This is a genomic window from Pseudomonas sp. FG1 (assembly GCF_034313875.1).
GTDB classification, from domain to species: domain Bacteria; phylum Pseudomonadota; class Gammaproteobacteria; order Pseudomonadales; family Pseudomonadaceae; genus Aquipseudomonas; species Aquipseudomonas veronii.
Map to the genome: position 1 here is coordinate 4,154,582 of NZ_JAVIWP010000001.1, position 13,112 is coordinate 4,167,693.

Here is a 13,112-nt window from a genome sequence, read left to right on the forward strand (position 1 = left end):
CGGCGGTGGGGGCGGTTGCGCCCCCACCGGCAACGTCACGCTGCGCTCACCGGCTTGCGCGCGGTGTGGGCGCGATCGCCAGGAACAACTGATCCACCGGCGGCGTGATCAATACGTAGACAATCCGCCTGATCGGCTCGGCGCCCGGCTCCTGGGGGTTGCGCAAGCTGCTCTGGACGTGTTGCTTGAGCAAATCCTTCTGCGTGTATTTGCGCTGCTCCGCCAGTTTCAGATGGGCGCGGGTATAGCGCGCGGGCGGGGCGTCGGCGCTGGCGTAATGGAAGTGGGCATACCACAGCACCGTCGGCGGTTTTTTCGCTTTGTCATACACCGCGTATTCGGTGAAGAAATCGCCACTGAGGGTCGGCCGTTGCGGGTCGGCCAGGCTGGTCAGGTTGATATCGATCTGCTGGTGTTGCCACAGATACTCGAGGCTCTCCTGGGTCGGCCATTGACGCTTGTAGCCCTCGCTGCACACCCGTTCCGCCAGCCGCAGCATATCGCGGGCCTGGGCCTGGTACTCGTCGATCAGGTCCTGGGCCGAGGGTTTGTCGAGGTGGTCGCGCTGGATTTCCTCGGCCAGCGCGGTGAGCTTGTCCGCGTGCCCGCTGAGCAGCTCATCCCAGTCGCCCGGGTTGACCTGTTGGCGCGTGCGCGGCGAGTCGAGCTTTTGCCGGTCGGCGGTAATGACGCGTTCAATGTCGCGGCGCTGTTCGATCAGCGTCTGGGCCAAACCTTTGAGGGTCGCCAGCGTGCGGCCTCGCGGGGGCTGCGTGGGGGCTTGGGAAGGCGGTTCGGCGGTGGTCGCCCAGCCGTCCGCGTGCTTGTTGAAAGAGGCAACGGCTTCACCGGTCAGCGTATCGGTGAGGGTGAAGTGCTCCTCGGCGTTCTGCGCATCGGCCGGCTTGAGTTCGCCGATCAAATACTCTTTTTTGCGGGTCTTGAACACGCGCTTTGTCGGCGCCTTGGCGCGCAGGGTTTTCGACAGCGGCAGCACCACCTCCAACGCTTCCTGCTTGCGCACCACCGATTCCAGCTCGCTGTTCGCCAGCGCCTGGGCGTATTCGAGGCCCGCCAGCAGACGTTCGGCCTGCGGGCGCAGGCGGCTCGGGTTGAGCGCCTTGAGTACGCGGATCGCCTCTTCATAACGGCGGTACTTTTTCAGCACGCTCTCGTACACCTGCCGTTGTTCGACCAGGGTGTATTCGGTGCTGCTGCGCACTTCGACGTGAGACAGCAGCGCCGCGCTCAGGTCGGTTTGCTCCAGGCGTTTGACGTACAGCTCTTCCTGCGGCGGCAGGCGTACATCGGTCATCTCCACGCTGCTGACGGCCAGGTAGTCGAGGGCGTTGAGCCGCAGGTTGTCGGGGAAAAAATTCTGCGGGTATTCGATCTGGGCCAGCAATTCCTGGCGTATCGTGCGTCCCGCCAGCGAATCGTTTTCCAGCTGTTCCAGGGTGGTTTCCATGGCAACGGAAACCTCGGCCATGTGCTGGCGGATGTTTGCTGACTCGGTGGCGTTGCGCACGTATTCGTCGTAGACCGTCGAGTCGCCGAGCAAGTTATTCACGAACATGCGGCGCGCCATTCGTGCCATGGGTTCGCCCGCGCCGGAAAAACGCATGGCATTCAACCGGCCCAGGAGCATCTCGTGGATAAACAGTTGTTGGTCCCAGACCGTCTTGAGGATTTTTGCGCGGTCATGCACATGCACGCCGGCGCCGCCGACTTTTTCCAGTTCTACGCCGAGCTTGACCATCTCCAGGCGCGGGGCGAGTGATTGGGCAAACAGCAATTCCAGGTTCTCCAGCAGAATCTGAAACTCGGTGCGCAATTGCTGATGCTTGAGGGTTTCGCGCTGGTGCCGTGTTTCCAGGGCGGGCCTTTGCTGGTCGCTGGCTTTTTGCAGCAGGTTCCATACCAACTGCGCGGTTTTGCGTTGTTTGACCAAGGCGTCCAGGGCGGGAGATATCTGCGTGCTCGCTGCCTGGAATGGCGCCATCAGGTGCTGCATGTCTTCACTGAGCACTTGCACCCGGGCGAGCACTTCTTGTTTCTTGCGCAGGTTTTCTTCGCGCAAGGCGGCCAGGCGCTTGGGCCCGCCACCCAGCAGTTTGAGCCCGCGGTCCAGCGACCAATGGCCGTTGCCATCGGTTCTCAGCAAAATCCCGGGATGTTCGGGTTTTTGCGGATGAACGATGAACACATCAGCAAAACCCGGGACGATGCTGACCCTGAATAACAGCCCGGCCACCGAGGCATGCCACAGGCCGTTGATGCGGTACAAGCCTTGGTGAGGCCCGGTGTCGAGTGGCGCGGGAGCGGGCACGGGCCACGGCACGTTGACGGCGCGCAGTTTCTCCAGCAGCGCGGCCGCGGCGGTGTCGCCGGCCAGCGAATGGTTGAAGTCCAACGGCGTGCGGCCACCGCCGGGTGGTTCGCTGGGCAGGCCGATGACGCCGCGTTCGACCGCCGCGGCATGGCGGGTTGCCAGGCCGGGCGGGCGTCGGAAGGGCGCGCGCGTGACCGGCTGTTCGTCGAGCGGCGGGCTGGCGCTGTGCGCGCTGAGGGGGCCTTGATGCACCAGCAGCATGCCGATGTTGAGCAGCAGGTCGACCCACGCCAGCTCTTTCGCCGTAGGGTCAGGGCTCTCCAGCGCCGGCAGGTCCTGGGTCAGGCTTTGCGTCGCCTGGATCAGCCAGCCGATCGTCGCCAGGGGGCCGCGCACGGCCATCAACAAGGTGTTGAAGCCCAGTTGCATGCCTTCGAGGATCAACGCCCAGCGGCTTTGCGCGTTCGAGGTCGACTCGCGCTCGGCCTGGTCCAGCAACTGGCGGGTTTCGCAGCCGAACAGATAGTCCATCAGGCTGCCGTGGTTGAGCGCTTGCAGGATTTCGTCGCCGCTCGCATCGCCGGCCGGCGCCAATTCGGCGGGTTTGGGCACCTCGGGCAGCCGGTCGAACTCCGAACCGATGCCGATGCGCAGGATGTGCGGCTGGCTGAACCCGCCGTTGCTGTAGATCGCCCTGGCCGGGTCGGGCAGCCAGGTCAGCACGCTGTCCTGTAGCGCACCGGGTTGCACAATGGCCGCCAGCAGGTGTTCGCGGCTGCTGAACTCGAGCAGCGCGTCACGATAGGCCGGACGGTACAGCAGGTGCGGCCCCAGCCGGGTGTCGAGCGGTTCGATGATGAACATGTTCTGCGCCACGTCCGCTGTGGCTGCCGGCGTGCGCAGAAAGGCCAGGGGGCGGATGACCATTTCGTCGCCATCGACCCGGCGTGCCAGCGGGTTGGTTGCGAGCAGTGCCCGCACACAGCGCGCGCCGCGCGCGGTCAGGCCGGCTTCGCCGCGGAGCGCGTGCTCCAGCGCCTGGGTTTTCAGGTGCAGGGGCCGCTGTTGGTTGAACAGCCGCTGGCGTTTGCGCGCGGCGGCGGTGTCGCCCATCAGTTCCCGGCGCAGGTAGGCGGGATAGTTGTTGCCGATGTCCACACGCTGGACCAGTTGCAGCACGTAGGCGGGCGTCAACCACGCTTCGAGCGCCCGGCCGCTGCGATGGCTGAGCGTCATGCGGCCTCTGGGGCTTCCCGACAGGTTCTTCAGCGCCAGGTCCACCAGGCTCATGGATACCGGCGCGAGGTAACCACCTGCAAGGCTGCCCACCGCGACATGAAAGGTCAGGGTCAACTCGTCGGCCCGGTAGCCGGCAGCGCGTGCCGCGTCGTTGCAGGTACGCTGGCCGCCCAGGGCGACAGTGCGATCCAGGCACAGTTGATGGTTCAAGTGCTCGGCGGCATAGCTATGCAGGCTTTCCAGGCCATCGAAGTCGGAATCGCCGAGGGTCTGGCGCTTGATCCCGGCCTGTTCAAGCAGGCATTCGCGGTAAGCCAGGCGGTCGGCGGCGCTGGCGCGTTGCAGCCAGTCGGGCAGGGCGGCCTGGAGAGACGCCAGGGTGGCCAGCGCCGTGCCGCTGGCGCGGGCGAAAAACCGCGCCGGTTGGGTGATGGCGGCAAACTGTTGTTCCAAGGCCTGCACCGTGCTGTTGGCCGGGAGTTGCAGGGCGGCCAGGTCCTCCAATTGCTGGTTGAGGATCAGCGCGGCCTGGACCTCGAAAATATTGCCGTCGGGTTCGTACTGCTGCCAGGTGATGCTGTCGACGCTGAAGCGCTGTTGCAGGTGGTCGGCCCAGGCCTGGCCGAAGGCGTCCAGGTCAGGGTAGGTCTCGATTGCGCCGGATAGACGGCACAGCAACACCTGCTCGCGGCACACCACCAGCAGGTCGCTCGCTTGCAGCGTGAGCAGGCTGCCTGCGCGCGTCAGGTGCGCCTCTAGCGTATAGGCATGAATCGCGTTGTCGGGGGCCGGGCGGCGTGCGCGGGTGGCACGGTCTGGGTAGCGCGCCAGCGTATTGAGGACGTCCAGCGGTTGGGCGTGGCGTGCGGCGGCGTCGAGCAGCGTGCCTTGCAGCACGTCGGCCAGCCATTTCCAGCGGCTGCCGCCAGCGTCGCTGTCTTCGCCCCAATAGGTGGCCACAGCGTCTTGGAAGCCAATAAACAGCAGCGACGGCAGTTCGCGAATGACGGCTTCGATGACGTCAAGATCATAGGCGTGGGCGCCATTGGCCGGATAACCGAGCCGCGTGCCGCTGGCATCGCTCAAGTAGCTATCCAGGCCGTGGCGCGTCGACACATCGGGAAAGCTGCCGTCGGCGAGATGGCTCAGCGCGACCTCCAGCAACGGCAGCAACGCCCGCCCGCCACCGTCACGGGGTACGGCCAGTCGCAGGTCGGCGAGGGGGTGTGTCAACGGCGGATATTTCTCCGCCAGGTTGCGCGCCAGCATCTGCGCGGTGACTGAGCGCAGTGTCGGGCGCTTGAGAAACTGGGCTTCAAGCGCTTCCCGCAGCGGGTCGGCGGCGAGGGGGGGATTGCGGTCTGGCATGGGTATTCCTTTACGTTGAATAAAGACGTGCCCTTGCACGGTAATCCGCGGTGTGGCGCCGATGCGGTAGCCGGTTATGGTTTTAGGTCCTGGCGGCAAAGTGGCCTATCATTAGCCCTTTGAACCTGATGAAAGACTGTGATGACTACTACTTTGACGGCCGTCCTTGCCACCAGCGACATGCTTGAAATCGACGGGCTGCATGCCTTCGAGTTCGCACTGGATGAAGAAAAGCTGCTGATCATCGCCATGGATGGCCGTGCGCAAAAACGCTGGAGTTTCAGCCAGGAACAGCTGCAGGCCGCGGTCTTCGATGAGACTCTGCAAAGCTGGACGCTGACCGGTGATGTGGGCGAGCACCGCCTGGTCTGCATGAGCGCAATCACCGCCAATAATAATGAAGAGGATGAAGCGGATGCTGATGCGTAAATTCTGGCCCTTGTTGATCGCGGGCAGCGTCGGGGCGATGTCGGTACAGGCCGCACCGGCCGACACCCATGAACTGCTGGTCGGCAGCTACACCGCCGGCAGCAGCGAAGGGATCTATCGCCTGCAATTCGACAGCCGCACCGGGCGGTTCCAGGGCCAGCCGGTATTGGCGGCAAAAACGGCCAACCCGTCCTGGCTGACGGTCTCCAAGGACCAGCAGCATCTGTTTGTCGTCAATGAAAACGGCCCCGGCCAACAGGACGCGGTCGGTCGCGTCAGCAGCTACCGCATCGACCCGCAGAACCATCAGCTCACGCTGATCAACCAGGTACAAAGCCTGGGCAGCGAGCCGACGCATTCCAGCGTGGCCGCCGATGGCCGCTACCTGTTCGTCGCCAACTATTCGGTGCTTGAAGACCCGGGCGGCAGCCTGGCGATTCTGCCGCTGGACGCCCAAGGCAAACTGGCGGCGCCCGTGCAGTTGAGCGGGCACCCGGCGAGCCGGGTCAACCCGCAACGCCAGGCGTCCAACCATGTGCATTCGGTGGTGCCGTCGCCGGATGGCAAGTATGTGTTTGTGCAGGATCTCGGCGCGGACAAGGTGTTTGCCTACCGCTACGATCCCAAGGCCAACCCTGAGCAGCCCCTGACCCCGGCCAACCCGGCGTCGGTGCCCTTGCCGCCGGGCAGCGGCCCGCGTCATTTGCTATTCAGCGCGGACGGCAAACATGCCTGGCTGACCACCGAGATGAGCGCCCAGGTCGCGGTGTTCGATTACCACGACGGCACGCTCAACCAAACCCAACTGGTGGACTTCGCCGCCGGGCAACCGGTGTCCGACAAGGCCGGCGCGGCGCTGCATGCTTCCAGCGATGGCAAGTTCCTGTACGTGAGCAATCGCGGCACGGCCAATCAGTTGCTGGTGTTCAGCATCGATCCGGCGACCGCGCATCTCAAGGAACTGCAGCGCCGTTCCGTGGACGGCGACCACCCCCGCGAGTTCAGCCTGGACCCGAGCGGCAAGTTCCTGCTGATCGCCAACCAGAAAAGCAATGAAATCGTGGTGGTCGAACGCGACCCACACACCGGCCTGCTCGGCAAAACCGTGCAAAAACTACCGATCGATGCGCCCAGCGACCTCAAGTTCCTGGTGCGTCAATAAGCCACAGGCCCCGCACGTCGGGGCCTGATCCTCTTTATTAATTCGATTAATAACGGCTACTGTTTCAAAGCATTTCTAAGGCCCAACCCTCGGGCGTAAGTTGAGTTCCAAGGCCTCCCCGGCCACTCAACCAAACGAACACAAGGGTTACCGACATGAACTTCAATCTCTTCTCGATCATCGCCGCCTCCGCTGTTTCCGCCACTGTTGCACTGCCGGCTGCCGCCAGCGTGAACATCAACGGCAAACAATCCAGCACCAGCGCCTACACCCAGAAATACCTGCAACAGAGTGCCAACTTCTACGCCGCACTGGATCACAAAACCCAGTATTGAGCGCCCTGTGGGAGCCGGCGCGCCCGCTCCCACATCGATTCAGGCAGATTCAGGCAGATTCAGGCTTGGCCATCACCGCGATAAACAGCGGCGAGTCCAGAAACCACTGCAACCACGCCTGCACCCGTCGATATGAGGTGCGCGCAAACCACTCCCGATCGACATGGGCAAACTGCCGCACAAACGGCGCCACAGCCATATCCGCAAGGCTTGGATGATCGGCGAGCAAATACGCACGGTCAGCCAGCAACGCCTCCAGCTTCTGCAAAAACACCTCACCGTCGGCCCGATACGCTTCCATCGGCCGCTCCGGGTAGCGCTCGGCATACTTGTAGCGATTCAAGTGATGTTTGAAGCCCAGGTCATTCTCGGCAATCAGCGCCAGCACCGCGGGATCACCCTGCAGCAACCAGTCTTGCGGATCGTTTTGCGCTAAGGCCCAGCGCATGATGTCCAGGCTTTCGTCGATTACCCGACCGTCGACGCTCAACACCGGCACCGTGCCTTTGGGCGACAGTGCGAGCATCTCGGCCGGCTTGGCCTTGAGGCTGACTTCGACAATCCGCAGCGGCACGCCGCAATAGCGCAGGGCCAGGCGGGCGCGCATCGCGTAGGGGCAACGGCGAAACGAGTACAGCAGCGCCTCGCTCACTTCACCTCCACGGTGCTCAAACCATTGCCCTGACGCTTGACTTGGATCTGCACCGGGATGCGCTCGTGCATTTCCTGTACGTGGGAAATCACCGCCACCTTGCGGCCCTGGGCTTGCAGGCCGTCCAGCGCGTCCATGGCCAATTGCAGGGATTCCGGGTCGAGGCTGCCGAAACCTTCGTCGATAAACAGCGACTCGATCTTCAAGGTACTCGAGGCCATCGACGCCAGGCCCAGCGCCAGCGCCAGGGAGACGAGGAACGTCTCGCCGCCGGACAACGAATGCACCGAGCGCAGTTCGTCGCCCATTTCCGTGTCCATCACCAGCAGGCCGAGCATGCTGCCGCCGCGTTTGAGGCGGTAGCGGCGTACCAGTTGGCGCAGTTGCACGTTGGCGTGGTGTACCAGCAAATCGAGGTTGTAGGCCTGGGCGATCTTGCGGAAGGTGTCGCCGGTGGCCGAGCCGATCAGCGCGTTGAGGCGCGCCCAGCGTTGCCATTCTTCATAAGCCTTGGTGATCTGTTCGGCCAGGGCGTGGTTGGCATCCTGGCGGCGCTGGTCTTCGGATTGCCGCGCGCGCAGTTCGGCGCAGTGTTTTTCGCCCTCGGCCAGTTGCTGGTTGAGCGTGGCCAGTTGGGTGTCCAGTTGTTCGGCGTCGAGGTTGCCGTTGTGCAGCGCCTGGTGCTCGGCCAGGCGTTGTTCGCGCTCCTGCAGCAGAACCCGGGCTTGCTCGACGGCTTTTTCGCTGTTGTGCAGTTGCTGGCGCAGTGCGCTGGCATGGGCCTCGTCCAAGGTCAGCAGGCGCTTGAGCCCGGCGTCGTCCAGGTCGGGGTGCAGGGCGCGCCACTCGCCCAAGCGCGTCGCGAGCGCGTGCTGTTCGGCGTGCAGCGTGTGCTGGCGGTCTTGCTGGGCCTTGAGGTCGGCGGCCAGTTGGATCAAGGCGTTGCGGATGTCCTGCAGCTGTTGATTGGCGTCGGCTTCGCTTTGGCGAGACTGTGCCACGGCCTGTTCGAGTTGCTGTTGCCAGTCTTCGGCGCGTGGGTGTTCACCGAGCAGGCGGGTGAGTTTTTCCTGGGCCGCGTGTTGCTGGGCGGCCAGTTCGCTGACCTGCTGGCGCAATGCGTCGAGTTGCTGCTGGCGATGTTGCTGATGGGTGTGTTCTTTCTCGATCGCCTGCTGACGCGCTTGTTGCTCGGCCAGTTCATCGCGCTGATGGGCCAACTGTTCGAGGCGCTGACCGACCTGTTGGTCCAACTGCATGAAGGTCGCCGCCGGTTCGCTGCGCAGGCCCTCGAGTGTCTCGGTCGGCAACAGGCTGGCGAACGCCTGGAGTTCTTCGTCGAGGCGTTCGCGGTCGTTGGCCAGTTCGCGTTGCTGGTCGATCAGTAACTGGCGCGCCTGCTGGCTGGCGTCCTGGGCGGCTTGCAGCTGTTGCTGCAGGCGCCCGGCGTTTTGTTGCAGGTTGAGCAGGGCGCCTTGGCGTTGCTCGTCCTGGGTGATGTTTTGCGTCAGTTGACTGAGCTGCTGGGCCAGCCAGGTGCTGCGCCGGGCCGGCTCCTGATTGAACAGCGCGGCCGCCAGCGGGTGCGCGTCCAGGCTCGGCGCCAGGGCTTGCTGTTGGATTGCCAGTTGCTCCTGTTGCTGCAGGAATTCCTTTTGCTGGGCGATCAAACCGCCGACTTCACCGCGCAGCTCGGTGAGTTTTTCCTTGAGGCTGTCGACGGCTTTCTGCGCCATCGCCTCTTCGTTTTCGTCGTGGCGACCGAGGCTGTGCAGCAACGCTTCGGGTTGGTGATACGGATGCGCTTGGCTGCCGCACACCGGGCAGGGCTGGTCATCCTGCAATTGCCCGCGCAACTCCTCGACGCTGGCACTGCGGGCCAGGCGCTGGCGCTCCAGCAGTTGCTTGGTCACCGTCAGGGTCTGTTCGGCGCGCGTAAGTTCGGCTTTGGTGTGCAGGCCGGTCTGGTTCAACTGATCGCGTTGTTGTTGCGCGTCTGCGAGTTTCTGCGTCAACACGCTGGCTTGCTGGTCCAGCTGTTGCTGGTTGTCCCACAGCCGGGTCAGGTCTTCGAAGGCGCGTTGCTGCTTGCGATTGTCTTGCAGCAGGCTGGCGAGTAACTGGATCTGCTCGGCGACGGCGTGAGGTTCGGCGCCGGCCTCCTGGTACAGCAGGTCGAGGGCATCGCGTTGTTGGGCGAACTTCTCGGCGGCGGCGGTGGCGCGCTGTTCAAGCTGCGGCAGTTCGGCCTGACCTTTGTTCAGGCGATTGCCGATCAGCATCAGTTGTTGCAGGCGGTCGCGGTAGGCATTCCAGGCCTCGCTCAACGGCGCGAGGGCGGCGCTGCGTTCCAGGCCGGCGGCCAGGCGTTGCAGGCGCTCGGCGACGAGGGTGTGTTTTTCCTGCAAGCCCTTGAGCAAGGCCTGACCTTCGGCGCAGGCCGTTTCGTGCTGTTGCTGGTCCTCGTCGCGCTTGGCCAGTTCCTTGGTCAGGTGGGCGAGGGTGTTCTGTTCCTCGAAGGCCTGGCGCAGCAAAGGCCCGGCGTCGGCCTGAGCTTGCAGGGCCGCGGCCAGCGCTGTTTGGGCCGATGCCTGCTGTTGTAGGGCTTGCTCCTGGCGGCCATGCAGATCGGTTTGCTGCTCGATCTGCGCTTGAATGTGCGCGGCCAGCGGCGTGAGCAAGGTGTCGAGCTCAGCCTGGCGCGCGAAGTGATGACGCTGCGGCGCCAACTGTTCCAAGCGGCTCAAGTCCTCGCGCTGCGGGCCTTGGCTGTCCCAGTGCTGCTGGGCTTGCTGCAACTGTTCGACGGCACTGAGCTTGCGCTCCTGCCATTCGCGCAGTTCCTTGAGCCAGGTGTGCTGCAGCTCCAGCTGCTTGAGCTGGGCTTGCTCGGTCTTGAGCTGTTGCTGCGCGTGGGCCAATTGTTGGTCCAGCTCGGCGCGGGCTTGCTCGGCCAGGGGTTCCACGCCGGTGGCCTGGTCCTGCAGTTGTTTGTGGGCGTCCTTGGCGTCCTTGGCCTTGTCGAAGGCGCGACGGCCGAGTTGGGTGTAGAGCGCGGTGTCGGTGAGCTTTTCCAGCAGTTCGCTGCGCTCGTTGTCGTTGGCCTTGAGGAAGGCGCTGAACTCGCTCTGCGCCAGCAGCACCGCGCGGGTGAACTGTTCGAAGTTCAGGCCCAGGGCCAACTCCAGCTGGGTCTTGTATTCGGTTTTCTGGCTCGCCAGCAACTGGTCGCTGTCCAGGTCGATCAGGCTTTGCCGGCTGTTCTGCAACTTGCCGCTGGCTTTGTCGCGGGCGCGGTTGGCTTCCCAGCGCGCACGGTAGCGGCGGCCGTTGACGCCGACAAAGTCGACCTCGGCATACCCGCCGCCGGTGCCGCGTCGCAGCAACGTGCGCGGGTCGCCGATGGAAATATCGCTGTCGGCGTCGGGCATCTTGGCCTGGCCGGTATCGCCCAGGCGTGGCACGGCACCGAACAGCGCCAGGCACAGCGCGTCGAGCAGAGTACTTTTGCCGGCGCCGGTCGGCCCGGTAATCGCGAACAACCCGGCGCTGGCCAGGGGCTCGGCGGTAAAGTCGATCTCAAACGGGCCCGCGAGGGAGGCGAGGTTTTTCAGGCGGATGGCGAGGATCTTCATGGCTGTTCGCCCTCCTGTTGCACTTCCTGGAGCAGCACCGCGAAGTCCTTCAAGGTCTGTTCATCCACTTCACTGCCATAGTTGTCCTGCCAGGCGCGGCTGAACAGCTCCTGGGGGGTGAGCTGGTCGAGTTCGATCAAGCGCTCGTTGTCGGTGTCGTCGCTGCCGCGTTTGCCGGCGTACTCGGCAGCGATACGCACCAGGCGCACGGCCTTGCCTTGCAGGGCGGTTTCAATTTGCTGGCGCAGGTCGGGTTGCGGCTCGTCGAGGCGCACGCGCACCTCCAGCCACGGCTGGCGTTGGGTTTCGGCGAGCAGGTCGATGTCCGGCAAGTCGCCGAGCTGCTTGAGGATATCGGCCAGCGGCGCGGCTTCCAGGCGTTGCAGGTTGACCGCGCGCGGGATCAGGCGCGGTTCGACGCTGAGCAGGGTTGCGCCGTCGAACGTCACGTCGAGAATCTGGTGCTGGTAGCCGATTTCGGAAAACGACAACGGAATCGGCGAACCGCTGTAGCGAATGCGCTCCTCGCCGTTGACCCGCTGCGGCTTGTGCAGGTGGCCGAGGGCGACATAGCTGACGCTGGCATCGAACAGGCTGGCGGGCAGCGCTTCGGCGTTGCCGATGATCAGGCTGCGCTCGGAGTCTTCCGACACCGAACCGCCGGCCATATGTGCATGGCTGATGGCAACCAGTGCCTGGCCGGGCTCGCGTTTGGCGTTGGCTGCGGCAATCAGCCACTCATGCACCTGGCCGATACCGCGCAGGTAATCGTCCCCCAGTTGCGCCCCGGTGACTTCCGCCGGGCGCAGGAACGGCAGCGCCAGGCACCAGGCGGCGATCTTTCCGTCGGCGCCGGGCAGCGGGATCAGCAACCGCTCGGTATCCAGTTGCCCGTCATCGAGCCACAACACCCGGCCCAGGGCATGGGTGCGCAAACGGCGCATCAACGGCGCGGGCAGTTCGATGCGCGAGCCGGAGTCGTGGTTGCCGGCGATCATCACAATCGTGAGGTTGGGGGTTTGTTCGTGGGCGCTGATGATGAAATCGTACAGCCGCTCCTGGGCCTTGAGCGGCGGGTTGACCGTGTCGAAGATATCACCGGCGATCAACAGCACGTCCGGCGCGTGCGCGCCGAGCTGGCGCAGCAGCCACTCGAGGAAACAGGCGTGTTCGAAGTCGCGCTCCTGGCCATGCAGGTTTTGCCCAAGGTGCCAGTCGGAGGTGTGAAACAGACGCAAGGCGAGCTCCGTGGAGAAGATGAAAAGGAGGGGAGTTTACCTGTATTGCGCACACGCTGCTCCAGACGACGCAGATCCAGTGTGGGAGGCGGCTTGCCTGCGATGGTGGTGGGGCCGCTTGCTGAGTGTTGTCTGGCCCATCGCCATCGGGGGCAAGCCCCCTCCCACAGGGGTATGCGGTGTGCGTTATGTCTTGGCGGGCAGGCAATCCAGGGCGCGGAAGGACAGGGTTCGGGCTATGTAGATCGGACGACGCAGATCCAGTGTGGGAGGTGGTTTGCCTGCGATGGTGGTGGTCCGCTTGCTCAGTGTTGTCTGGCCCATCGCTATCGGGGGCAAGCCCCCTCCCACAGGGGTATGCGGTGTGCGTTATGTCTTGGCGGGCAGGCAATCCAGGGCGCGGTCGGACAGGTTCGGGCTATGTCGACCAGGCGACGCAGATCCAGTGTGGGAGGGGGCTTGCCTGCGATGGTGGTGGTCCGCTTGCTCAGTGTTGTCTGGGCGATCGCCATCGGGGGCAAGCCCCCTCCCACAGGGGTATGCGGTGTGCGTTATGCCTTGGCTGGCAGGCAATCCAGGGCGCGGTCGGACAGGTTCGGGATATGTCGACCAGACGACGCAGGTCCAGTGTGGGAGGGGCTTGCCCCCGATGGCGGCGTGTCAGCCGACATCATAATTGACTGATACACCGCTATCGGCGTGGTGGGTCCGCTTGCTCGGTG

The 13,112-nt window shown here is 64.3% G+C and carries 7 protein-coding genes; 3 read left to right on the plus strand and 4 right to left on the minus strand.

Features of this window, described 5'->3' with window-relative positions; all coding sequences use genetic code 11:
* Positions 1-46: 46 nt before the first annotated feature.
* Positions 47-4,939 (minus strand): DUF6543 domain-containing protein, encoded by a 4,893-nt coding sequence (locus tag RGV59_RS19130; RefSeq protein WP_126585562.1) that lies wholly within the window; start codon positions 4,937-4,939, stop codon positions 47-49.
* 141 nt (positions 4,940-5,080) lie between these two features.
* Between RGV59_RS19130 and RGV59_RS19135 the strand changes: the two genes are divergently transcribed.
* The 3 genes from RGV59_RS19135 (at position 5,081) to RGV59_RS19145 (ending at position 6,865) form a co-directional block, all read left to right on the plus strand.
* Complete coding sequence (locus RGV59_RS19135; RefSeq protein WP_126585563.1) at positions 5,081-5,368, plus strand: DUF5629 family protein; 288 nt, start codon at positions 5,081-5,083, stop codon at positions 5,366-5,368.
* Complete coding sequence (locus tag RGV59_RS19140; RefSeq protein WP_102617572.1) at positions 5,355-6,530, plus strand: lactonase family protein; 1,176 nt, start codon at positions 5,355-5,357, stop codon at positions 6,528-6,530. Before RGV59_RS19135 ends, RGV59_RS19140 begins: the two co-directional genes overlap by 14 nt.
* A gap of 155 nt (positions 6,531-6,685) precedes the next feature.
* Positions 6,686-6,865: a hypothetical protein gene (locus tag RGV59_RS19145; RefSeq protein ID WP_126585564.1), complete on the plus strand. Its 180-nt coding sequence runs from the start codon at positions 6,686-6,688 to the stop codon at positions 6,863-6,865.
* Positions 6,866-6,914: 49 nt separating this feature from the next.
* Here the strand turns inward: RGV59_RS19145 and RGV59_RS19150 are convergent, their stop codons facing one another.
* From RGV59_RS19150 to RGV59_RS19160, 3 genes are read right to left on the minus strand one after another with little or no spacing between them, the layout of a single operon-like run.
* Entirely contained in the window at positions 6,915-7,517 is a 603-nt protein-coding gene (locus RGV59_RS19150) for a glutathione S-transferase (RefSeq protein WP_126585565.1), read from the minus strand.
* Positions 7,514-11,152: an AAA family ATPase gene (locus tag RGV59_RS19155; RefSeq protein WP_126585566.1), complete on the minus strand. Its 3,639-nt coding sequence runs from the start codon at positions 11,150-11,152 to the stop codon at positions 7,514-7,516. The genes RGV59_RS19150 and RGV59_RS19155 overlap by 4 nt, the downstream gene beginning before the upstream one ends.
* The gene (locus tag RGV59_RS19160; protein WP_017846488.1) at positions 11,149-12,390 is read right to left on the minus strand and encodes an exonuclease SbcCD subunit D C-terminal domain-containing protein; all 1,242 of its coding nucleotides are present in this window, start codon (positions 12,388-12,390) and stop codon (positions 11,149-11,151) included. The genes RGV59_RS19155 and RGV59_RS19160 overlap by 4 nt, the downstream gene beginning before the upstream one ends.
* Positions 12,391-13,112 lie beyond the last annotated feature (722 nt).

Coding starts and splice junctions, on each gene's coding strand:
- RGV59_RS19130 (WP_126585562.1), bottom strand. CDS start 4,939: ATGCCAGACCGCAATCCCCCCCTCGCCGCCGACCCGCTGCGGGAAGCG.
- RGV59_RS19135 (WP_126585563.1), top strand. CDS start 5,081: ATGACTACTACTTTGACGGCCGTCCTTGCCACCAGCGACATGCTTGAA.
- RGV59_RS19140 (WP_102617572.1), top strand. CDS start 5,355: ATGCTGATGCGTAAATTCTGGCCCTTGTTGATCGCGGGCAGCGTCGGG.
- RGV59_RS19145 (WP_126585564.1), top strand. CDS start 6,686: ATGAACTTCAATCTCTTCTCGATCATCGCCGCCTCCGCTGTTTCCGCC.
- RGV59_RS19155 (WP_126585566.1), bottom strand. CDS start 11,152: ATGAAGATCCTCGCCATCCGCCTGAAAAACCTCGCCTCCCTCGCGGGC.